This is a genomic window from Rhizobium sp. BIGb0125 (assembly GCF_024810055.1).
Taxonomy (GTDB): domain Bacteria; phylum Pseudomonadota; class Alphaproteobacteria; order Rhizobiales; family Rhizobiaceae; genus Agrobacterium.
Map to the genome: position 1 here is coordinate 826,496 of NZ_JANUDV010000002.1, position 21,850 is coordinate 848,345.

Here is a 21,850-nt window from a genome sequence, read left to right on the forward strand (position 1 = left end):
AGGTTACATCAATGGCTCGCGATACTACCGATCAGACCCCGATCTCCTCAAAACAGGAACTGACAGACTATCTGGCAGGCGGCAACAAGCCGGTTGAGAAATTCCGCATCGGGACTGAACACGAGAAGTTCGTGTTTTTCCGCGACACACATAAGCCTGTGCCCTATTTTGGCGACGCGAGCATTTCCGCCCTGCTGAAGGGCATGGAATCCCGGCTAGGCTGGGAACCAATCATGGACGGCGAAAACATCATCGGCCTTGCCGAACCCACCGGCATGGGCGCCATTTCCATCGAACCAGGTGGCCAGTTTGAACTTTCCGGTGCACCGCTGGAAAATATTCACGAGACCTGCAAGGAATCCAACCAGCATCTTGCCGTGCTACGTGACATTGCAGAGCCGCTGGGCATTCGTTTTCTGGGTATGGGCGGTACGCCATCCTGGAGCTTTGCCGACACACCGCGCATGCCTAAGTCCCGTTATGCCATCATGACCGACTACATGCCGAAGGTCGGCAGCAAGGGTCTGGACATGATGTACCGGACCTGCACCATTCAGGTGAACCTCGACTTCTCGTCGGAAGCGGATATGCGTCGCAAGATGCGCGTCAGCATGAAGTTGCAGTCCCTTGCAACTGCCCTGTTCGCCTCCTCGCCATTTACCGAGGGCAAGCCGAATGGTCAGCTCTCATGGCGTGGCGATATCTGGCGCGATACGGACAACAACCGCTCCGGCATCCTACCCTTTAGCCTGAAAGAAGATTTCGGCTTCCACCACTATGTCGAATGGGCGCTGGATGTGCCGATGTATTTCGTCGTGCGTGACGGAAAATATCACAACTGCACACACATCACCTTCCGCCAGTTCATGAATGGCGCATTGAAGGGTGAAATTGCCGACTGGCAGCCAACACTCGGTGACTGGACAAACCATCTCTCGACGCTGTTTCCGGACGTTCGCCTCAAGCGTTTTCTTGAAATGCGTGGTGCAGACGGTGGCCCATGGCGCAGAATCTGTGCGTTGCCGGCTTTCTGGGTGGGTCTACTTTATGACGACGAGGCCCTGTCGGCTGCCGATGAACTGACCAAGGACTGGTCGTTCGAGCAGGTCAATCAGTTGCGTGACGATGTGCCGACCAAGGCACTGAAGGCAGAAATTACCGGCCATAGCCTGCTGGATATTGGTCGTGAAGTTCTGAAAATTTCTCACCTTGGCCTGAAAAACCGCAACAGACTGAACGCGGAAGGTCAGGACGAAACAGTTTTCCTGTCCACTCTTGATGAAGTTATCGCCAAGAAGACCACACTCGCAGAAGACATGCTGTCTGCCTATAACGGCCGCTGGAACCAGTCGGTTGATCCGGCTTACGAAGAATACCAGTACTGAATTTGCGTCAGCAGTGTTGGCTCATTGAACCCATTGAACCGGCAAGACAATTTGCTACACCGGGCACAAAAAAAGCCCGGTGCGGCATAGCCTGGCACCGGGCAAAAGCAGGGCTATTGGCAATCACCCTGCGGGGAAAACTCAAAAAATCAGAGCGTCTTGCGAGCGAACCGTTGGGTCGCGTGCACTTCCGCTGCCTTTATTAACTGCTGAGCGGGGTCATCTAGCAAGCCCACATTCAGGGCTTTTAGTACGTCCTGACGAACAATACCGATATCTGCCAACATTCGATCATCGAGATCGGTCAGGCGGTTGACCTGGAAACGGGTCACGAGGTTGCGCCAAACCATATTCACGCGCATGCCGAAGCGGGAAACATTGCGTAGTTCGACACGCTTTTCCGGCTGGCAAATACCGCTTGCAATAATCTGGTCTGCCGTGCTCATGATAAGATCCTTTCCTTGGCACGATTTCGACCATCAGGCTTACTGTCCTGATCGTCATTTAGTTGCACCTTTAATGACGCAGCCCCATTGATCAGTCCAACGAATGTTTTTAATGTTAGTCATCAATGGTTCTTATGGGATGCACCATGTCCGCCCCGCTTGATATCGATCAGCTACACACATTTATCGCCATCGTGGATACAGGCAGCTTCACCAAGGCTGCGGATCGTATTTTCAAAACGCAATCTGCGGTGTCCATGCAGATGCGCCGTCTTGAGGAGCGGATCGGCAAACAGCTGTTCACCAAGGACGGGCGCGGCAACCGCCTGACCAACGAAGGTGAGAAGCTGATGAATTATGCGCGGCGCATCATTCGTCTGAATGATGAGGCAATCGCAGCTTTCGATGATAATCGTCTGGAAGGCACATTGCGCATCGGCACACCTGACGACTACGCCGACCGGTACATGCCAGAAATTATCGGCCGTTTTGCCAAGACACACCCCAATGTCGAACTTTACATCGTCTGCGAACCATCCGTCAGCCTGGCGGAAAAAATGGCCCGTGGCGAACTTGATATAGCACTGGTGACGCATAATCCCCGCGCCCGTATTTCTGACGTGGTGCGCACCGAACCGCTTTGCTGGGTGGCCTCCGCCAATCACCCGTTGCGTGACAATGCACCGGTGCCGCTTGCCGTGGGCCGTCGTGACTGTCACTGGCGCCAGCTTGCCTGTTCAGCGCTGGATGCCGATGGTCGCGATTATCAGGTTCTGTTTACCAGTTGGTCGTCTACGGTTATCGCTTCAGCGGTTCTCGCAGGCATGGCGGTTTCGGTCCTGCCGGAATCGGCTTTAAGGACCGGCATGAAGGTACTGACCGCCAGTGATGGCTTCCCGCCACTTCCGCCCGTTCAAATCGGCCTGATGAAACGTCCGGGCATTTCGCCGTCACTTGCCAACGCCATTACCGACCATATCTCGGCCTGCCTCGACAATATTTCACTGACGGCTGTGGCAACCGATGATCTGGATAGTGACGTCAAAAGTTATCCGAAGATGCCGAGGCTGCGGGCCGGACATATGCTGCCGGGTTGGTGAGCGACGGTCTGAACGGTGTTAGATGCTTTCACCGATCAGCACCTTGCACTCCGCCAACAGACGTTGTGCCTCATCCTGATCACTCAGCAGAGACAAGCGCATGCAGGAGCCGAGAAAATAGCTGAGTAGTTTACAGCGGGCTTCATAATCTTCGCCCGGACGTGGACTGCGCAATGATGAGGTGTAACGGATGAAAATCTCGGCCAACCGATAGCTTTGGTCGATGTTCAACCTGGCCAGCGCCTTGTCCATCTCCATGCTCAGCCAGATGCTGAGATAGATGGGGTTTTCGCGGCACTCCTGATAATACCAATCAATTAAAACGAAAACGTGCTGTTTCAGTTCATCCAGTGACGTCGCCTCGTCCAGCGACCGAATGACATGATCTTCGACACGGTTCGAGATCATGTCGAACAGCGCACGCAGGATGGCGGCTTTTTCAGGAAAATATTGGTAGATCGACCCAATTGGAATACCGGCCTCTTTGGCGAGAGCGGTCATGGTCAGGGAACTGACACCGCTTTTGGTAATCAGTCTGGTTGCCGATTCAAGAATGGCATTGACGCGCTGGATGCTGCGATCCTGTTGTGGCGTTTTTCTTGGTTCAATGCGTTCTGGCGTACCACGTCTTGGCATATTGTTTCCCGTCCTGAAACACATGCGGGTAGCGCCCTTGCCACCACAATGGTTGCGATATGGCATGAGCTTTTTTGACGAAAGTTGAACTGCGTTGCGGGCTTTTTAATGAAAACAGCAAAAAGCCGGGCAAAAGCCCGGCTTTCCGTTTTCAACTGGCAGTTTAGTCTCAATCGGCCGCGCTGATCGTATCGGCCTGATAACCGTGAGCGGCCTTGAGGGCAGCTCTTACACCGGCTTCATAGTCCGGATGAACCTGGCGGAAATGCGCAAGCTGGCGCTCAACGATAAAGCCCGGCACACCACCCATGGCTGCAGCTATGTTCGAAAAAAGGCGCTGCTTCTGGCCTGCATCGAACAGGTTGAAGAGCGCGCGCGGCTGGCTGTAATCGTCGTTGCCGATACGGTGGTTGTAACGAGCGGCATCACCGGAGATACGCAGTGGCGGCTCTTTTGCAGCCGGCTGTTCTACCGGGCCATTAAACGAGTTTGGCTCGTAATAGGCATCCGGGTTACCGGTCTTGATACCACCGTAAGTATTCATCTGACCATCGCGATGGTAGTGATGCACGGGACACTTCGGAGCGTTGACCGGAATGTTCTCGTAGTGGGTACCGAGGCGGTGACGGTGGGCGTCCGCATAAGAGAACACGCGCGCCTGCAGCATCTTGTCTGGCGAATAACCGATGCCTGGCACGATGTTGGACGGCGAGAAAGCAGCGTTTTCGATTTCGGTGAAGTAGTTGTCCGGGTTACGGTTCAGCTCCATCACGCCGATATCGATCGGTGGGTACTCGGCATGTGGCCAGACCTTGGTCAGATCGAACGGGTTATAGGATGTCTTTTCGGCATCCAGTTCCGGCATGATCTGAACCTGTACAGTCCAACGCGGATATTCACCAGCTTCCAGTGCGTTGAACAGGTCTTCCTGCGTCGACTCGCGGGTTTTACCGATAACGGTTTCGGCCTCTTCATTGGTCCAGTGCTTGTGGCCCTGCTGGGTCTTGAAGTGGAACTTTACCCAATAACGTTCACCGGCATCATTCCAGAAGGAATAGGTGTGTGAACCATAACCATTGATGTGACGAACGTCGGTTGGCAGACCACGGTCGGACATCAGGATCGTCACCTGGTGCAGGCTTTCAGGCGACAGCGACCAGAAATCCCACATGGCAGTTGCCGAACGCATATTTGTGCGCGGATGACGTTTCTGCGTGTGGATGAAATCAGGGAACTTGACTGGATCGCGCACAAAGAACACCGGCGTATTGTTGCCAACAAGATCCCAGTTGCCTTCTTCGGTGTAGAACTTGATGGCAAAACCGCGCACGTCACGTTCGGCGTCGGCAGCACCTTGCTCACCGGCCACGGTGGAGAAGCGCAGGATCAACGGCGTTTCAGCGCCCGGCTGCAAGGCCTTGGCCTTTGTGTAACGGGAGATATCGCCAGTGATTTTTAGCGTGCCATAGGCACCCCAACCCTTGGCGTGAACGGCACGCTCAGGAATACGTTCACGGTTCTGATGTGCCAGTTTTTCAATCAACTGGTAGTCCTGCAGCAGAAGCGGGCCACGCTCGCCTGCACTCAGGGAATTCTGGTTATCAGGAATTGGTGATCCTGCGCTGGTTGTCATTGTCGGGCGATCAGCCAAGATTTCCTCCTTTTGGGTTCACTCTCGATGGCAGCAAGTCACCGGCAATCGGGCCGGACGCTTGTCTAGAATACTTCTAACACTGGTTTTTTCGCATCCCCTTTCCATAATTTCCAATTGTATTTACGTTCATTTCCGATAGGATTTTCCTATCATGATTACACTTCGGCAAATGCGGTATTTTGACACTCTGTCCAACACACTTCACTTTGGAAGAGCGGCCCGTGCAGCCAACATCAGTCAGCCAGCGCTATCGGCCCAGATTATGGAGATGGAGAACCATCTCGGCGTAAAGCTGGTAGAGCGGAGCCGCAGCGGGGTCATTATAACCCAAAAAGGCATGGAAATATTACAGCATGCCCGGGCAATTCTTGCTGAGGTCGATCAGCTTGAGGCAACGGCCCGCAAGGGGTCGGGTGTGCTGGAGGGTCCGGTTCGTATCGGCATCATTCCAACCATTGCACCTTATCTTGTGCCACAACTGATACCGCGACTGCGCCAAACCTATCCACGCATTGAAATCGAATTGAAGGAAGCCGTCACAGACCGGCTGCGCAGTGACCTGCTTGAAGGCAAGTTGGACGCGGTGATTGCTGCCCTGCCGCTGGATGACGAGTCACTTGCCAGCCAGATGTTGTTTACGGACCGCTTTTACATGGCCGTTGCCCGCAATGAGGACAGCGTGCTCTCCTCCCCGATGACCGAAGCGCAAGTCGATATGAACCGGTTGCTGCTGTTGGAAGAAGGCCATTGCCTGCGAGACCAGGCGCTGGCGGTGTGTGGCACAGCTGGCAAACGCAGTCTGGTGAATTTTGGCGCAACGTCGATGACCACGCTGCTGCAGATGGTGTCCCACGATATGGGCATGACGCTTATTCCCGAGATCGCGGTACCCTTGGAAACCAAACGCAACAATCTGAGGATCGTTGCCTTTGCCGAGCCGCAGCCATCCCGGCAGATTGGCCTTGCCTGGCGACGCTCCAGCGCCCGCGCGGACGACATGTCGGCACTGGCACACATGATAACAGCCTGTGCTTCGAAAGAAACACAGGCTGTCGGACATGTGCAAGACTAGTTCAGATCGACAACGATACGGCCGTCGATCTTGCCTTCCTCCATGCGGTGGAAAATATCATTGATGTTTTCCAGCTTGTCCCATGAGAAGTGGGCGGCCACCTTGCCCTCACCTGCAAAGGCCAGGGATTCCTCAAGATCCTGTCGCGTACCGACAATCGAGCCGCGCACTGTAATGCGCTTCAACACCGTATCGAACACCGGCAGGGAAATGTAACCCGGTGGCAGACCGACCAGCGCCATCGTGCCCTTGGAACGCAGGAAACCAAAGGCCTGCTCCATAGCCTTCGGCGATACGGCTGTTACCAATGCACCGTGAACACCCTTGGTTGCTTTCTGCACTTGCTCAATCGCATCCGGCGCCTTGCCGTTAACGACGATATCGGCACCAAGCTTTTTCGCCAGTTCCAGCTTGTCGTCAAAAATATCAGCTGCAACCACATGCATGCCCATAGCCTTTGCATATTGCACCGCCATGTGGCCAAGACCGCCGATACCGGAAATGACCACCCATTCACCGGGTTTCACCTCGGTTTCCTTCAGGCCCTTGTAGACGGTCACACCGGCGCACAGCACGGGAGCCGCAGGGCCGAAATCGAGATTGTCAGGCAGACGGCCAACATATTTCGGATCGGCAAGGCCATATTGCGCAAAGCTGCCATTCACAGAATAACCGGAGTTTTTCTGTTCGGCGCACAATGTCTCCCAGCCGGTGCGGCATGGAACGCAGCAACCGCAGGCACTGTAGAGCCAAGGCGTACCAGCACGGTCACCTTCCTTGATGCCGGTTACGCCAGCGCCAATCTTGGCGACATAACCAACGCCTTCATGGCCGGGAATAAAGGGTGGATTGGGCTTAACCGGCCAGTCACCGTTTGCTGCGTGCAAATCCGTGTGGCAAACGCCGGTCGCCTCATATTTCATGAGGATTTCGCCGGGGCCCGGATCGGGAATTGGCACCTCTTCAATAGAAAGCGGTTTGCCAAATTCCCTGACGACTGCGGCCTTCATCATTGCTGCCATTTGTCTTGCCTCCTTCAACCATAGAACGGTCAAAGGATAGAACAACAACATTCAGTAGAGTTGATCTATCGCAAGAGAAAACGGTTTCGTTTCTCACAGTGTCGCAGTTTTGCGGCAGTCGCCACTATTCAAATGCCAGCCAAATTACCATCCAGCCCCACATGCAGACCAACGCGGCAAAGCCGATGGCAAATGCCGGTGCACGATAACGCAGGCGATTGCTGGTGACATGAAAGTAAGAATGGGCGTAACGCGAAAGCACAAAAATCCATCCCAGCACGATAGTGACGATATTGTCCGCATCAGTGATGTAGAGCAACAAGCATGCCGCGTGGAACAGCACGGGAAGTTCGAACTGGTTGGCAATATTCTTGTTGACCAACTGGCTCTCGCGCGCCTCCTCACCGGCATCCCTGAAACGGCGCGCCGCTTCCGCGTTGAGGAAGGTGTATTTTTTCCGTCGAATGAACAGCAAGCAATAAAGACCGAAAACAAGGAAAGCATGCGCAATCATCGGCCAGAACATTGCGGTTGTGGGTGACATGCGGGTTCTCCTTAATCGGTATTCATAGTTACGCTCCCTGACCCGATCTGGATCAGGGAGCGCACAAAAATTCAATTGGCCGTCAACCTAGCCTGCGTAAGGATCAAACGCTACCGGGATAATTCGGGCTCTCGCGGGTAATCGTCACGTCATGGGCGTGGCTTTCGCGCAGACCGGCACCGGAAATACGAACAAATGTCGCGCGGTCCTGGAATTCAGGAATGGTTGCGCCACCGACATAGCCCATAGCAGCCTTCAGGCCGCCTGCCAGCTGGTGCAGAACGCCGGAAACCGGGCCCTTGTACGGAACCTGACCTTCAATGCCCTCAGGAACCAGCTTCAGAGTGTCGCGAACTTCGGCCTGGAAATAACGGTCTGCGGAACCGCGTGCCATGGCGCCAACGGAGCCCATGCCACGGTAAGCCTTGAAGGAGCGGCCCTGATAGAGGAACACTTCGCCTGGGCTTTCATCCGTACCGGCCAGCAGCGAACCGATCATCACTGCGGATGCACCGGCAGCGATAGCCTTGGCGAGGTCGCCGGAGAACTTGATACCACCATCGGCGATCACAGGAATGTCCAGGGACTGTGCTGCATCAACGGCCGACATGATGGCTGCAAGCTGCGGAACGCCAACACCTGCGACAATACGTGTGGTGCAGATCGAACCTGGGCCGATACCAACCTTGACGGCGTCAGCGCCTGCATCGATCAGCGCTTTGGTGCCGTCAGCGGTCGCGACGTTACCGGCGATGATGCGAACAGCGTTCGACATCTTCTTGACCTGTGCAACAGCGTCGAGAACACGCTGCGAATGGCCATGGGCGGTGTCGACAACGAGGATGTCCACGCCGGCATCGATCAGGCGTTCTGCACGGTCACGGGCATCATCGCCAACGCTGATGGCGGCTGCGGCACGCAAGCGGCCCTGCGCATCCTTTGTCGCATTCGGGTTGAGCTGCGACTTTTCGATGTCCTTGACAGTGATGAGGCCAACGCAGTTGCCCTGGGCGTCTACCACCAGCAGCTTTTCAATGCGGTGCTTGTGCAGAAGGCGACGCGCTTCCTGCTGGTCAACACTGCTTTCCTTGACCGTCACGAGGTTTTCGCGGGTCATCAGTTCGTAGATTTTCTGAGCTGGATCGGAAGCAAAACGAACATCACGGTTGGTCAGAATACCAACCAGACGGCCTGTCTTGTGGCCGCCCTGGCCGCCATTTTCGACAACCGGAATACCGGAAATGCCGTGTGCCTTCATCAGGCTCTGGGCTTCAGCAAGGCTGGCATCCGGACCGATGGTGACCGGGTTTACAACCATGCCGCTTTCGAATTTCTTCACCTGACGAACTTCTTCAGCCTGTTCAGCAGGGGTAAGGTTGCGGTGGATAACACCGATACCACCGGCTTGTGCCATGGCAATCGCCAGGCGGCTTTCCGTGACGGTGTCCATTGCGGAGGAAAGAATAGGCAGGTTCAGGTCGATATCACGTGCGATACGCGTCGAAATATTCGTCTGGCCCGGCATCACTTCGGAGTGTCCCGGCTGCAAGAGCACATCGTCGAAAGTGAGGGCGTCCAAACCTGTGGGCGTTTGAATAATGCGTGCCATGCCAATTTCCTTCATTAAAGAATAGGGTATCCGCCGGGAGGAATCATCCACCGGTGGTTTCACAAGGAGTTCTTGGAAGTTGGCGAGGGCTGGTAACACGTCTATGACAGGAAGGAAATAGCAAAAACCCGGATTCATGAATCCGGGCCTGCTGATCAGCTCACACTATTATGCATAGCTCGTTGTGTTTCAACCACAACGGGAGGCTATTATAGGTCAAATTGGTAGGACTTCGGCACGAACCTGTAGCCCTGGTCCTGCTTTTCGACATAACCGACGGACGGGAATGGCATGTGGTAGCCGAGGAATGCCAGCTTGTCGGTCGCAATCATATCGAAGACTTTTTTGCGGGTTGCCGCAGCGGCAGCCTTGTCCATGTCGAAACGCACTTCCCATTCCGGACGCTGCAACGACAGCACATAATGGTTGGCTGTATCAGCGGTTAGAACAAGTTGGCGACCCTCAGACTCCACCCGGAAAATCATATGGCCGGGAGAGTGGCCGAAAGCCTCGATACCGGTAATGCCAGAGACAACTTCAGCACCTTCACCGATAAAGGTCATCCTGTCTGCCAGTGGCTTCACCTTGCCGAGCACACTCTTGTGGCCGTTTTCGGCAGGGGTTCCAACGCGGGCTTCGCTTGTCCAGAAATCATATTCAACCTTGCCTGCCACATAACGGGCGTTGGGAAATGCCGGTGCGTCTTTCTCCATCAGGCCGCCAATATGGTCGCCATGCATGTGGGTCAGGACAACGATCGAGATATCCTCGGGCTTGTAACCGGCAGCAGCCAGGCCTTCCTGCAGGCGTCCATTGCCGTTGGCGCGGCCAGCCTCACCAAAGCCGGTATCAAACAGCACACGCTCCGATCCGGTATTGATCATGACGGGTGCAAAGCTGTTGACGAACTTGTCCTTGGGAAGAAAGTTCTCTTCGAGAAGCTCGCCGACGGTTTCCGCAGACTGGTTGGTGCCGAAGGTTTCGTTTGGCGGTCCCGATACGGCTGCACCGTCCTTGATGACCAGAACCTCGAAATTGCCAAGCTTGAAGCGATTTGTTTCCGGCCCCATAGCGTGGTTTATCTCCATGGATGTTTGTGGTTGCGCGGTTTGCGCCATCGACGCACGCGCCATGATAAACGGAGCAGCCAGTACACCTGTTCCGGCAGATCCCAGAAGTACGCGTCTGCCGATTTTTGAAATCTCAGCCATTGTCCTGTCTCCTCAAAAAATGTCCGCTTTCATTTGGACAGGAGTATGCAGACAAGACTAAGACGTTGATACCACTTAGATGAAACATCACACACACGTGATGGATGTCAAATCAATGACAAAGCAATTGGCATTTGCCCGCATAGAAACTAAACACACACCGTGTGAACCTGATCACAAGCGCAGCGCAGGCATTTCCCATGAACCGCATCATACCGCTTATTCTTGCCGTGGCATTGTTCATGGAGCAGATGGATTCCACCGTTATTGCAACAGCCTTGCCGACTATTGCCCAGGACCTCAATGTCGGGCCGATTACTCTCAAGCTGGCCCTGACCTCCTACATGGTGGCATTGGCAATCTTCATTCCGATCAGCGGATGGATGGCTGACAAATTTGGCGCCAAGACCATCTTCCGGCTGGCCATCGGCGTCTTTATGGTGGGTTCGCTGTTCTGTGCGGTATCCGGTTCACTGGCAGAATTCGTGCTTTCGCGCTTCTTGCAGGGCATGGGCGGCGCGATGATGACGCCGGTTGGTCGTCTCGTCCTGTTGCGCACAACAGACCGCAAGGAACTTGTATCGGCCATGGCCTTGCTGACCATTCCGGCGCTGCTGGGTCCACTGACGGGGCCACCGGTTGGCGGCTTCATCACGACCTATTTTTCCTGGCATTGGATTTTCCTGATCAACATTCCGATCGGTGTCGCCGGTATCGTGCTGTCCAGCATCTACTTGCCGGTGATCGAAACCACCAATCCGCCGGCCATGGATGTGAGAGGTTTTATTCTGTCATCCGTCGCCGCATCGGGCGTGGTTTTCGGTGTTTCGGTTATCAGCCTTCCCGCTCTGCCGCCGACCATTGGCATCGCTTCAATTCTCACCGGTATCGTCGCTGGCGTGCTTTACGTGATCCATGCCCGCAGGCACCCGGCTCCGATCCTCGACTTCAAGATTTTCCAGAATACGACATTCAGGATAACCTCGGTCAGCGGCACGATCTTCCGTATCTCGACCGGCGCCATTCCCTTCCTGATGCCGCTGATGTTGCAGATCGGGTTCGGATTGAATGCATTTCAGTCTGGCATGGTGACCTTTGCGGGCGCGATCGGCGCCATCACCACCAAGTTCATAGCAAAGCGGATGTTTGCCGCGACGGGCTTCAAGACCACATTGATTGTCGCCTCGGTAGTTGGCGCGTTTACAACAGCGGCCAATGCGCTGTTTGTGCCGGAAACACCGCACGCGATCATCATCAGTGTTCTTGTCGTATCCGGTTTTGCGCGATCGTTTTTCTTTACCGGTTCAAATGCTCTGAGCTACTCGGAGATCGACAACAGCCAGGCAAGTCAGGCAACGTCCATGTCGTCGGTTCTGCAGCAGATCAGCCTTGCATTGGGTGTAGCGTTTGCTGCGACCATTCTGGAAGTAAGTGCCGCATTGACCGGTTCGCACCTGCAACTCGCAGACTTCCATCTTGCATTTGTGATTGTGGCGGCATTTTCGCTTCTCGCCCTGATACCGCTGTTCCGTCTGGATAAAAATGCTGGCGAAGCGATATCCGGGCATCGCCCGACCATCCGGCAGTAACTGAGCATAACTGCACAGCGCCTCATGTCGGGGCTGTGCAGCCATCAAAGATAGAAACGCTGTTGTTAGACGTCTTCGTCGGCGTCCTGCTCGAAAGTATCGCGCTCGTCGACATGGTGGCCGACAACAACCGTCTCTCTGCGACCCTTGAAGCCCTTGGCCAACAGGAACATTTCCACAGACTCGGAACGAGACGATGCAGGCTTGATGTGCAGGACCTGTTTGAAGTTACGCTTCAACAGATCAAGCAGTGACTTTTCCGTACCGCCCTGGAAGGTCTTGGCAAGAAAGTGTCCGCCTTCTGCCAACACCTGAATGGCAAAATCCGCTGCCACTTCGCACAGATGCATCGTGCGAATATGGTCGGTTTTCTGGTGTCCGGTGGTGGGTGCTGCCATGTCCGACAAAACGAGATCCGGCGTGCCACCAATCGCTTCCATCAGCTTTTCCGGCGCTGTCGGGTCAAGGAAGTCGAGCTGCAACAAACGCACACCTGGAATAGGATCGACCTCAAGGAAGTCGATCGCGGCAACGCGGATATCGTCTTCGGTCGAATCCGTGACTTTGGCGGCAATCTGTGACCAGCTACCCGGAGCGGCGCCTAGGTCGATAATACGGGTCGCACCCTTCAAAATCTCGTGCTTGTCGTTGATCTCGAGAAGCTTGTAGGCCGCGCGGGCGCGGTAGCCTTCCAGCTTGGCGCGCTGCACATAGGGGTCATTGATATGGCGCTCAAGCCAACGGCGCGATGACGCCTTGAGCTTGGTTTTTTTCACCTTCTGGCCAATTTTACGGCCGGTGCGATTGCTTCCAACTGGAGGCTTACTCATAAACTTTTTTCCTTATCTCGCACCGTTTTGCTGGCGGCGCAGACGATTGCGTCGCCACGCGCCATCATCCGCCATCATATCGGTCAACAGGCCTTCACGCAGCCCGCGGTCCGCGACCCGCATGCGCCGGGCTGGCCAGCGGCGACGGATGGCCTCCAGAATAGCGCAACCCGCCAGCACCAGATCGGCACGATCCGGCCCGATGCAGGCATTGGCGGCACGGCCGGCAAAATCCCAATCCAGCAGTTTGTTCTGCATGGCTGTCACTTCGCGGTCCGACAACCACAAGCCATCCACCTTGCGGCGATCATACCGTGGCAAATCCAGATGGACACCTGCCAGTGTGGTGACCGTGCCTGAGGTGCCGATCAGGTGGAAATCTTCCAGTACGTCGCTTGCCGCAAATGGCGGGCACACGAACGAATCGAGAAGGCCTTCGACTTCGGTCACCATCGCAGAAAACACCTGCGGTGTAACATCGCGACCACCGTGACGTTCCGACAGGGTGACCACGCCAACCGGCAGCGATGTCCAGTGGGTGATGTGGTTGGCAAGACGGTTGGAGCGATTTTCACCAACGCGGATGACGGCAATTTCCGATGAACCGCCACCGATATCAAACAGCACAACCGAGCGAGCATCACGCCCGATTAGCGACGAGCAACCAGAAACGGCGAGACGCGCTTCGGTTTCACGGCTGATGATTTCGAGGTCCAAGCCAGTTTCGCGTGTGACGCGGGAGAGAAACTCCTCGCCGTTTTCGGCTGCGCGGCAGGCTTCGGTCGCAATCAGGCGCATGCGCCGGATGGGACGTCCTGAAAGTTTTGCAGCACACACGCGCAAGGCTTCCACGGCGCGATCCATCGCCTCATTGGACAAACGACCCGTTGAAATAAGCCCCTCGCCCAACCGAACGATACGCGAAAAAGCATCCACGACGCGGAATTGGCCGGGGCGGGTTGGCTGGGCAATCAGCAGGCGGCAATTGTTGGTGCCAAGATCGAGCGCCGCATACATATCGGCAGCCTGATCCGCATCACGGTCATGGCTGTGCTGGCGTTGGCCATGCCGATGACCATCACCACGCGATGCCGATCCCGCTCCATCCTGTCCAGACGATTGGCCTTGCGGCTTGCCATTCTTGGCCACATGCGTCGGAACCAACGGGCGACCTTGTGGCCCCCGGTGCCCACGGCGACGATCACGGGATTTACGTCCCTCGGGCGACCCTACATTTGGTCCTGCCGCCTTGACCGATTGGCCATTGGCTTGCGCAGCGTTACTGTCTGATCTTGTTTCAGGATTGGAATTTTGTCCGCTGCCGCGCGAACGCCTGCGCCTTTTGCGCTTGCGCTCACCGGCATCTGGGCCGGGTGAGGTTTCATGCTGAGAATCAGCATGGGGACCGACGACAACAACCGGCGTAGCAACTTGGGCGCCACGGTTAGTACCGTTGCGCTTGCCTTTACCACGTCGAGAGCGTTTCGCTCTGCTCTTGTTTACCGTCGACGCCCCTGATTCTGACGGCTTTTCGCCGCTGCCGGGGTCAGTCACTGTCTTGTCCATTTCGCCGCGCAAAGCGAGAAGCAATGCCGCAGGCGTTTAAAGGTTTCGTTGGGCTGAACATACCAGCACCCGGCATTTTAGCCAACCGTTTTTTGTTTTGCCTGATGGCGGCAGCGGCATGACGTCGCCACCGCAATCACAAAAAATCAGCACACCCGATTTTGCGCGCAAACAGAACAGACAGGTCGCGGTTTAGAAATCCCAGTCGTCATCCTCGGTCGCAACAGCTTTACCGATGACATAGGACGAACCAGAGCCCGAAAAGAAGTCGTGATTTTCGTCTGCGTTCGGGGAAAGTGCTGAAAGAATTGCGGGATTAACCTTGCAGGCTTCCGGCGGGAACAGGGCTTCATATCCCAAATTCATCAGGGCCTTGTTGCCGTTGTAATGCAGGAATTTCTTGACGTCTTCGCTGAGGCCAACATCATCATAGAGTTCTTCAGTGTATTTTGCCTCGTTGTCGTAAAGCTCAAGCAGCAAATCAAAGGCGAAGTCCTTGATCTCCTGCTTCTTGGCGTCACTGAGACGGACAAGCGCCCGCTGGAACTTGTAACCGATGTAATAGCCGTGAACGGCTTCGTCGCGAATGATCAGACGGATCAAATCGGCGGTATTGGTCAGCTTGGCGCGGCTTGACCAGTACATGGGCAAGTAAAAGCCGGAATAGAACAGGAAGCTTTCGAGGAAAACGCTGGCGACCTTCTTTTTGAGCGGATCGTCAGAGGCGTATTGCTCCATGATCAACGCCGACTTGCGCTGCAGGAACTCGTTTTCTTCTGACCAGCGATAGGCATCGTCAACATCCGGCGTCAGGCATAGCGTTGAAAATATGGAAGAATAGGACCGCGCATGCACAGCTTCCATAAAGGAAACATTAGAAAGAACGGCTTCCTCATGCGGCGTGATGGCATCAGCCATCAGTTTCACGGCGCCAACACCATTTTGGATTGTGTCCAAAAGTGTCAGTCCGGTGAACACACGGATGGTCAGCTGCTGTTCCTGCGGGGTCAATGTTGCCCAGGACGGGATATCATTGGAGAGCGGCACCTTTTCCGGCAGCCAGAAATTGCCGGTCAAACGGTTCCAGACTTCCAGATCCTTGTCATCCCCGAGGCGGTTCCAGTTGATTGCACGCAGACGGCTGGCCGCCTTGATTTGCATATTCATGTTGCTTGTCCCTCAAATTTACAGCGTGCAGGAAACGCAGCCCTGAACCTGCGTGCCTTCCAGCGCCATTTGGCGCAACCGGATGTAATAAATGGTCTTGATACCCTGCTTCCACGCATAGATCTGGGCGCGGTTGATATCGCGGGTAGTGGCGGTGTCGCGGAAGAACAGTGTCAGCGACAGTCCCTGATCGACATGTTGGGTTGCCGCAGCGTAGGTATCGATGATCTTTTCAGGACCGATCTCATAGGCATCCTGATAATATTCAAGATTATCATTGGTCAGATAGGCTGCGGGATAATATACACGGCCAATCTTGCCCTCCTTGCGGATTTCGATTTTCGAGACAATCGGATGGATCGAAGAGGTCGAGTGGTTGATGTAGGAAATCGAACCGGTTGGCGGCACCGCCTGCAGGTTCTGATTATAGAGACCTGAGGTCATGACCGCTTCCTTCAATTCCTGCCAGTCGTCCTGGGTCGGAATGTGAATGTCGGCCTTTTCAAACAGCTCCTGAACCCTTTCCGTGGCAGGCATCCATTCGCGCTGGGTATATTTATCGAAATAGTCACCAGACGCATATTTGGAATTTTCAAAGCCCTTGAAGCTTTCACCCAGTTCCACAGCCAATCGGTTCGATGCGCGGACCGCATGGTAGGCCACGGTGTAGAAATAGATGTTGGTGAAATCGATTCCTTCCGGCGAACCATAATAAATGCGCTCGCGGGCCAGATAGCCGTGAAGGTTCATCTGGCCGAGGCCAATCGCATGGCTTTCATCGTTGCCTTTGGCGACCGATGGCACGGATGAGATGTGGCTCATCTGCGAGACGGCAGTCAAAGCCCGGATTGCAGTTTCGATCGTCGTGCCGAAATCCGCCGAATCCATCGCCGCTGCGATATTCAGCGAACCGAGATTGCAGGAGATATCCTTCCCCATATGGCTGTAGGAAAGGTCATCATTAAAGATGCTAGCGTCACTGACCTGCAGAATTTCGGAGCACAGATTGCTCATGGTGATACGACCGGCAATAGGGTTTTCCCGGTTCACCGTATCCTCAAACATGATGTAAGGATAACCGCTCTCGAACTGGATTTCCGCAATGATCTGGAAGAACTCGCGGGCCTTGATCTTCTTTTTACGAATGCGGCTGTCGGCAACCATTTCCCGGTATTTTTCGGTGACCGAAATCTCGGTAAACGGCACGCCGTAAACCCGCTCCACATCATAAGGCGAGAACAGGTACATATCCTCGTTGTTCTTCGCCAGTTCAAAGGTGATGTCGGGAACGACTACGCCGAGCGACAGGGTTTTGATGCGGATTTTTTCATCGGCATTTTCGCGCTTGGTGTCCAGGAACCGCATGATGTCAGGGTGGTGCGCATGCAGATATACGGCCCCTGCCCCTTGGCGTGCGCCGAGCTGGTTGGCATAGGAAAATGCATCTTCCAGCAACTTCATCACCGGAATGACGCCGGATGACTGGTTTTCTATATTTTTGATCGGCGCGCCCATTTCGCGGACATTGGTCAGCGAGAGCGCCACACCACCACCGCGCTTTGAAAGCTGCAGGGCAGAATTGATGGAACGGCCAATGCTTTCCATGTTGTCTTCAATGCGCAGCAGGAAGCACGAGACCAGTTCGCCGCGCTGTTTTTTGCCGGCATTGAGAAATGTGGGCGTCGCTGGCTGGAAACGACCGGAAATGACCTCATCCATCAGATTGCGGGCCAACACTTCATCACCGCGCGCAAGCGTCAGAGCAACCATGCATATACGGTCTTCGTAGCGCTCGAGATAACGCTTGCCGTCAAAGGTTTTCAGCGTGTAGCTGGTGTAATATTTGAACGCGCCTAGGAAGGTCGGGAAGCGGAATTTACGCGCATAGGCTTCGTCGAAAAGATCACGCACGAAATTGAAGGAATACTGGTCCAGAACCTCCTGTTCGTAATAGCCTTCCAGGACCAGATAATCGAGCTTTTCCCGCAAGTTATGGAAAAAGACCGTGTTCTGGTTGACGTGCTGCAGAAAATACTGCCGTGCCGCCAGCTTGTCCTTGTCGAGCTGGATTTTTCCATCCTCATCATAGAGGTTCAGCATCGCGTTCAGCGCGTGATAATCCAGCGCCGTTTCACCCGCCTTTAGTGGGCGTTCGAGTGTTGTGACGTCCAAAATCGTTCCAATCCATATTTGGCTTTCGCAACATCTTCCCCGGTACCCAAGAGCTCGAATTTGTAGAGAAAGGGCACTTCGCATTTGCGGGATATGATGTCACCGGCAAGGCAGTAGGCCTCGCCGAAATTGGTGTTTCCAGCGGCGATAACACCGCGAATGAAGCTTCGATTTTCCGTAGAGTTCAAAAACTGGATAACCGGTTTCGGCACCGCACCTTTTGCGCCGCCGCCACCATAGGTCGGCACGACAAGCACATAAGGCTCTGTCACCAGCGGCGGGACCTGATCTGCCGCAACTGGTAGGCGCAGCGCCCGAAACCCCAGCTTTTCAACGAAGCGACGGGTGTTTTCCGATGTCGATGAATAATAAACGATCAGCCCCATGCCGATCGTCCGTCACGACAGCGTGCTGATCATATCCGGCCTGAAACCGGCCCAATGGGTGTCACCCGCCACAACAACCGGCACCTGACGGTAACCGAGATTCTGCACATGCATCAGCGCCTGATCATCAACGGAAACATCGATGACATTGTACGCAATACCCTGTCGCTCGAGAGCGCGTGTCGTGGCCGTGCACTGTACGCATGCAGGTTTGCTGTAGACGGTGATATTCATGACGTTCCTCGTTGGTCGATAAAATTGGGCAAGCGGATGCATTCGGTTACGTCTTGGGGACAAAACCGTTGGTTCTTAAAATTCTCGGGGGTCTGAAATCACATCAGATTAAATACCGCGCGCGCATCATGACGAACGGAACACATATTTCATACAGCATGCTTTCACCCCGAAGCTTTGGCAGGGGTCAAATGTGCGCATGCCAAGCTATGCCTGGGATAACACGCACCCTTCGGACACCCCGCCCGTGGATTGTCTTGTTCGAGGCAGGTCTCCTGGCTCGCGGGTCACGGCATCATACCTAGTCTTCCCAAAGCACACATGCTTCAGTGACGGAATTAAGTAGACGCTATCCGCTTACAGTTGCGGGGGCAGCTATGGCATCGCCTTACTACGCTGGCTCACCATATTCCCATCTTAGCTTCCTATGTCTTGCGACCGGAAGAACCTAGAACGCTACATATAGTAGTTATTGCGCGCGATTCGTCAATCAACCACAAGCCCGAAAACTGCTTTCCTCACAACAGAATGCATTCGTTTGATGGAGAGCGTGTGACGGAACGTTTGTCGGCCTGCATTGCGTGCCTTTCCCCCATGCTGCACCGACCCAGCCTCACGACCGAGATATCCTGTAAAAAGCGTGCGACAAGGTAACTTCACTTGAAAATCACCGCAATATTGGGATGCTGCCTGCCAACAGTGCTAAGCACGTGATTCGAAATTGAAATTTCGCATAATTTAAAAGGTGGACGTCATGGTTTCCCATCAGGAAAAATCCGAGATTTATTGGAAAAACACCAGCAATTCACATCTGGCTGCACCGGAATATTACGAGAAAAAGAAAAAGATTCTCGAGGTTATTATTTCACATATTCCAGCCGCACATTCGACTTTGGATATCGGATGCGGCAACGGCGAATATACCGCAATGTTTTTGCCGAAATCTGAGAAGATCGTCGGCTACGATATCTCGCCCGGCCTGCTGGATGTTGCCAGACAAAATTTCGCGCACGAACCCAAAATGACCTTTCACTGTGCAACGGTGGACGAAATTTCTCCAGACCAGGAAAAGTTCAACACCATCCTGTGCATGGGCGTAACGAGCTGCATCATTGACGATGAGAAATTTAATGCTCTCGTCAAGAAAATGGTCCATCTGGCGTCCAACAACGCATTCATCATCATGGGTGACTCACTGTCTCACCACAATACTCTGTCTCTCGAAGACCAGTCCGGTTACGTGGCCAAGTACAGAGACCTGCATCTTTACCAAAACACCTTCATCAGCGAGGGTTTGCGGCTCGTCAGCGATATCAAGGTGATGGACGGCTACGGCGGCAAGACGACCAACAATCTGATGTTGTTCTGGAAGAAATAAGCGTGACAGCGCTGCTCGAAATCGCCGCCTCATCTCAAACATAAAAAGCCTCCCGTACGTCAGAATGCGGGAGGCTTCTCATTTGGACGTAATCAGAAGCGTCGCGACCGGTAGGGTGCAGAACGTTCTTTTTTGCGACATTAAGCTTCGGCTTGACCTCATCTGTCGCATTTTCAGTCGCGCCAAAGTGATTGCCTGAACGACAAGCAGATGCAGTTAGAATGTTGAGATAAAATCGCGTTTAAGCGAATCAATGTGCTGCTTTAGGCGTAGTGCGCCACAAGTCGCGTTTCAAAGCCGGTGATTTCGATCTGAACACACAAACCGGGCGCACCGGACGCAAATTTGCGAAAACTCCAGAAAGCGGTCACATGGTGAGAAACCATAGCAGACAGGGCAACCGGGGCTTTTTACATCCCTAGCGTCTTACAACTGTCTGAATTTATGTGGAAAAATGGTACGGTTGAGTGGAGTTGAACCACCGACCTCAGGTGCCACAAACCTGCGCTCTAACCAACTGAGCTACAACCGCACACGACCGGCCGCAAGGCCGCTATGGGGGTCACATACGGGGTGTTTTCCGTTTTTGCAAGACCCTTTGAACTTTTTACAAAAAAAGACGTGGAATAGCAAATGCCGATCATTGACCGCAGGCCCACCAACAACCAAACTTCTGGCAATTAACTCTGTTTGCCAATTCCCTGCTGGTGATTATGGACCGCCGCGCGCTGGGAAGTTATTTAATATTCTGTTAACATGCCCTGTACGCATTAATGCTTGGCTTTTCATGAGGAAAAGCGACAGAAACATGCTGGGGTCAGCAGTACCAGAATAGGTTTCGAGATGCCCGCCGTTCAATATCCTTTCATAGATATAGCTGTTCATGAGCGTGTGCGTGACCGTTTTGGCCGGGGCGAAGCCCTCGTGTTGTTTTCTGTCGATCTCGAACATGTCCTGTGGGCAAACGGTCGCGGCGCCTCGCTGTTCGGCACGCCTTCAATCTATGATTTTGTGGATCATGGCCCGAAGCCGCAGGATATCACCTTCCGACAGATTTCGATGGCGGCGAGCAAGCTATCCGCCGTTGGCGATTCCCAGTTTTTTACCGCGCGTATTGCCGCGGGTTTCAGAACCTTTCCGGTGAAGGCAATCGTCGAACTCATCGAGGTCGATAACAATACCCAGGCCATTCTTTTTGCATCGCCCGTTGATGTGCAACAACCGTCGGCGCAGGACTGTGCAAATCGCATGATCGAAGGTTTCAGCGATCCCGACATTCATTTGGCGGTGCTGGATGAGAGTGGGCTGATCCTTGCTGCGTCGGATAATTTTCGCAATCTCGGCATCACGCCTAATACCGTAAAAACGCTGACAACAATGACCCAGCATCAAGCCGGGCATCTGGTTAAGCGCCCTATTCCAACCGGCAAGGGTTATTTGCCAGCTGCGACCGGCCAGCTTAGCCAGACACCGATCATGAACCTGTTGTTTGTGGTAGAAACTGCAATCGGGACACTCGACCCGGTTTTCGACGGCAGTGAGCAAGACGATGTCGCTCCGGCAGCGCCCGTGGCAGCTGTAGAGGTGACAGAACAGGTTATTGAATCAGCTGAAAACAAATTCGAGACACTGATCAACGATATCGCCACCATTGAAGATCTGCCGCAGCAGGACGAAGAGTTTGATGCGTCGGAAGCACTTGATGCGCAGGCGTCGCTGATCTTCTCTGACGTTGAAGCGCCTGAACGGGCTGAGGCTGAGGCTGAGGCTGAGGCTGAGGCTGAGGCTGAGGCTGAGGCTGAGGCTGAGGCTGAGGCTGAGGCTGAGGCTGAGGCTGAGGCTGAGGCTG

18 protein-coding genes, 1 tRNA gene, 1 pseudogene and 1 riboswitch are annotated in these 21,850 nt (G+C 54.3%); of the genes and pseudogenes, 6 read left to right on the top strand and 14 right to left on the bottom strand.

The features are described 5' to 3' along the window. Nucleotides 1-11: 11 nt before the first annotated feature. Entirely contained in the window at nt 12-1,385 is a 1,374-nt protein-coding gene (locus tag M2418_RS07990) for a glutamate--cysteine ligase (RefSeq protein WP_192487066.1), read from the top strand. A gap of 149 nt (nt 1,386-1,534) precedes the next feature. Here the strand turns inward: M2418_RS07990 and M2418_RS07995 are convergent, their stop codons facing one another. Continuing rightward, complete coding sequence (locus M2418_RS07995; RefSeq protein WP_192487065.1) at nt 1,535-1,831, bottom strand: DUF1127 domain-containing protein; 297 nt, start codon at nt 1,829-1,831, stop codon at nt 1,535-1,537. Nucleotides 1,832-1,977: 146 nt separating this feature from the next. On the opposite strand from M2418_RS07995, the gene M2418_RS08000 reads away from it, so the two are divergent. Then, nucleotides 1,978-2,931: a LysR substrate-binding domain-containing protein gene (locus M2418_RS08000; RefSeq protein ID WP_192487064.1), complete on the top strand. Its 954-nt coding sequence runs from the start codon at nt 1,978-1,980 to the stop codon at nt 2,929-2,931. An 18-nt stretch (nt 2,932-2,949) separates the two neighbouring features. Here the strand turns inward: M2418_RS08000 and M2418_RS08005 are convergent, their stop codons facing one another. Beyond that, nucleotides 2,950-3,567 (bottom strand): TetR/AcrR family transcriptional regulator, encoded by a 618-nt coding sequence (locus tag M2418_RS08005; protein ID WP_192487063.1) that lies wholly within the window; start codon nt 3,565-3,567, stop codon nt 2,950-2,952. A 169-nt stretch (nt 3,568-3,736) separates the two neighbouring features. Further along, the gene (gene katA / locus M2418_RS08010; RefSeq protein WP_259145861.1) at nt 3,737-5,218 is read right to left on the bottom strand and encodes a catalase KatA; all 1,482 of its coding nucleotides are present in this window, start codon (nt 5,216-5,218) and stop codon (nt 3,737-3,739) included. Between the two features lie 154 nt (nt 5,219-5,372). Here katA and M2418_RS08015 point away from each other — a divergent pair, with 154 nt between their 5' ends. Then, on the top strand, nt 5,373-6,293 hold the full coding sequence (locus tag M2418_RS08015) for a hydrogen peroxide-inducible genes activator (protein ID WP_259145863.1): 921 nt from the start codon (nt 5,373-5,375) through the stop codon (nt 6,291-6,293). On the opposite strand, the gene adhP is transcribed toward M2418_RS08015, so the two are convergent. The 4 genes from adhP to M2418_RS08035 all read right to left on the bottom strand — a co-directional run bounded on the left by adhP (nt 6,290) and on the right by M2418_RS08035 (nt 10,679). Next, nucleotides 6,290-7,315: an alcohol dehydrogenase AdhP gene (gene adhP, locus M2418_RS08020; RefSeq protein ID WP_259145865.1), complete on the bottom strand. Its 1,026-nt coding sequence runs from the start codon at nt 7,313-7,315 to the stop codon at nt 6,290-6,292. The two genes, M2418_RS08015 and adhP, sit on opposite strands and share 4 nt — an antisense overlap. 124 nt (nt 7,316-7,439) lie before the next feature. Further along, nucleotides 7,440-7,841, bottom strand: coding sequence for an MAPEG family protein (locus tag M2418_RS08025; RefSeq protein WP_192487840.1), 402 nt, complete (start codon nt 7,839-7,841; stop codon nt 7,440-7,442). Nucleotides 7,842-7,962: 121 nt separating this feature from the next. Further along, nucleotides 7,963-9,468, bottom strand: a complete 1,506-nt coding sequence (guaB, locus tag M2418_RS08030) for an IMP dehydrogenase (RefSeq protein ID WP_192487059.1) — start codon at nt 9,466-9,468, stop codon at nt 7,963-7,965. Nucleotides 9,469-9,677: 209 nt separating this feature from the next. Continuing rightward, a complete protein-coding gene (locus M2418_RS08035) occupies nt 9,678-10,679 on the bottom strand; it encodes an MBL fold metallo-hydrolase (RefSeq protein WP_259145867.1) in 1,002 nt (333 codons plus the stop codon). 200 nt (nt 10,680-10,879) lie between these two features. Here M2418_RS08035 and M2418_RS08040 point away from each other — a divergent pair, with 200 nt between their 5' ends. Then, a complete protein-coding gene (locus tag M2418_RS08040; RefSeq protein ID WP_259145869.1) occupies nt 10,880-12,268 on the top strand; it encodes an MDR family MFS transporter in 1,389 nt (462 codons plus the stop codon). Between the two features lie 65 nt (nt 12,269-12,333). Here M2418_RS08040 and M2418_RS08045 read toward each other — a convergent pair whose 3' ends face one another. The 6 genes from M2418_RS08045 to nrdH form a co-directional block, all read right to left on the bottom strand. Beyond that, a complete protein-coding gene (locus M2418_RS08045; RefSeq protein ID WP_259145871.1) occupies nt 12,334-13,098 on the bottom strand; it encodes an RlmE family RNA methyltransferase in 765 nt (254 codons plus the stop codon). A gap of 12 nt (nt 13,099-13,110) precedes the next feature. Beyond that, the gene (locus M2418_RS08050; RefSeq protein ID WP_259145873.1) at nt 13,111-14,664 is read right to left on the bottom strand and encodes a Ppx/GppA family phosphatase; all 1,554 of its coding nucleotides are present in this window, start codon (nt 14,662-14,664) and stop codon (nt 13,111-13,113) included. A gap of 192 nt (nt 14,665-14,856) precedes the next feature. Next, nucleotides 14,857-15,831 carry a class 1b ribonucleoside-diphosphate reductase subunit beta gene (gene nrdF, locus M2418_RS08055; protein ID WP_259145875.1) on the bottom strand — a complete coding sequence of 325 codons (975 nt, stop codon included), beginning with the start codon at nt 15,829-15,831 and terminating at the stop codon, nt 14,857-14,859. 18 nt (nt 15,832-15,849) lie between these two features. After that, nucleotides 15,850-18,003, bottom strand: coding sequence for a class 1b ribonucleoside-diphosphate reductase subunit alpha (gene nrdE, locus M2418_RS08060; protein ID WP_259145877.1), 2,154 nt, complete (start codon nt 18,001-18,003; stop codon nt 15,850-15,852). Beyond that, nucleotides 17,973-18,389 (bottom strand): class Ib ribonucleoside-diphosphate reductase assembly flavoprotein NrdI, encoded by a 417-nt coding sequence (nrdI, locus tag M2418_RS08065; protein ID WP_259145878.1) that lies wholly within the window; start codon nt 18,387-18,389, stop codon nt 17,973-17,975. The genes nrdE and nrdI overlap by 31 nt, the downstream gene beginning before the upstream one ends. A 12-nt stretch (nt 18,390-18,401) precedes the next feature. After that, nucleotides 18,402-18,623 carry a glutaredoxin-like protein NrdH gene (gene nrdH, locus M2418_RS08070; protein WP_192487051.1) on the bottom strand — a complete coding sequence of 74 codons (222 nt, stop codon included), beginning with the start codon at nt 18,621-18,623 and terminating at the stop codon, nt 18,402-18,404. A 247-nt stretch (nt 18,624-18,870) separates the two neighbouring features. After that, nucleotides 18,871-19,090, bottom strand: a riboswitch (cobalamin riboswitch). Between the two features lie 287 nt (nt 19,091-19,377). Here nrdH and M2418_RS08075 point away from each other — a divergent pair. Then, a complete protein-coding gene (locus tag M2418_RS08075) occupies nt 19,378-20,001 on the top strand; it encodes a bifunctional 2-polyprenyl-6-hydroxyphenol methylase/3-demethylubiquinol 3-O-methyltransferase UbiG (protein ID WP_192487050.1) in 624 nt (207 codons plus the stop codon). Between the two features lie 455 nt (nt 20,002-20,456). Here M2418_RS08075 and M2418_RS08080 read toward each other — a convergent pair. After that, nucleotides 20,457-20,533: transfer RNA gene (locus tag M2418_RS08080), tRNA-His, on the bottom strand. A gap of 311 nt (nt 20,534-20,844) precedes the next feature. Here M2418_RS08080 and M2418_RS08085 point away from each other — a divergent pair. Next, a pseudogene (locus M2418_RS08085) lies at nt 20,845-21,850 on the top strand (PAS domain-containing sensor histidine kinase); the annotation flags it as partial.

Bases quoted from the DNA above. Each gene is read 5' to 3' on its own strand.
- nrdH (WP_192487051.1), bottom strand. From the start codon at position 18,623: ATGAATATCACCGTCTACAGCAAACCTGCATGCGTACAGTGCACGGCC.
- nrdI (WP_259145878.1), bottom strand. From the start codon at position 18,389: ATGGGGCTGATCGTTTATTATTCATCGACATCGGAAAACACCCGTCGC.
- M2418_RS08005 (WP_192487063.1), bottom strand. From the start codon at position 3,567: ATGCCAAGACGTGGTACGCCAGAACGCATTGAACCAAGAAAAACGCCA.
- M2418_RS08050 (WP_259145873.1), bottom strand. From the start codon at position 14,664: ATGGACAAGACAGTGACTGACCCCGGCAGCGGCGAAAAGCCGTCAGAA.
- nrdF (WP_259145875.1), bottom strand. From the start codon at position 15,831: ATGAATATGCAAATCAAGGCGGCCAGCCGTCTGCGTGCAATCAACTGG.
- guaB (WP_192487059.1), bottom strand. From the start codon at position 9,468: ATGGCACGCATTATTCAAACGCCCACAGGTTTGGACGCCCTCACTTTC.
- M2418_RS08015 (WP_259145863.1), top strand. From the start codon at position 5,373: ATGATTACACTTCGGCAAATGCGGTATTTTGACACTCTGTCCAACACA.
- M2418_RS08075 (WP_192487050.1), top strand. From the start codon at position 19,378: ATGGTTTCCCATCAGGAAAAATCCGAGATTTATTGGAAAAACACCAGC.
- adhP (WP_259145865.1), bottom strand. From the start codon at position 7,315: ATGGCAGCAATGATGAAGGCCGCAGTCGTCAGGGAATTTGGCAAACCG.
- M2418_RS08035 (WP_259145867.1), bottom strand. From the start codon at position 10,679: ATGGCTGAGATTTCAAAAATCGGCAGACGCGTACTTCTGGGATCTGCC.
- M2418_RS08045 (WP_259145871.1), bottom strand. From the start codon at position 13,098: ATGAGTAAGCCTCCAGTTGGAAGCAATCGCACCGGCCGTAAAATTGGC.
- M2418_RS08040 (WP_259145869.1), top strand. From the start codon at position 10,880: ATGAACCGCATCATACCGCTTATTCTTGCCGTGGCATTGTTCATGGAG.
- M2418_RS08025 (WP_192487840.1), bottom strand. From the start codon at position 7,841: ATGTTCTGGCCGATGATTGCGCATGCTTTCCTTGTTTTCGGTCTTTAT.
- M2418_RS08000 (WP_192487064.1), top strand. From the start codon at position 1,978: ATGTCCGCCCCGCTTGATATCGATCAGCTACACACATTTATCGCCATC.
- M2418_RS07990 (WP_192487066.1), top strand. From the start codon at position 12: ATGGCTCGCGATACTACCGATCAGACCCCGATCTCCTCAAAACAGGAA.
- M2418_RS07995 (WP_192487065.1), bottom strand. From the start codon at position 1,831: ATGAGCACGGCAGACCAGATTATTGCAAGCGGTATTTGCCAGCCGGAA.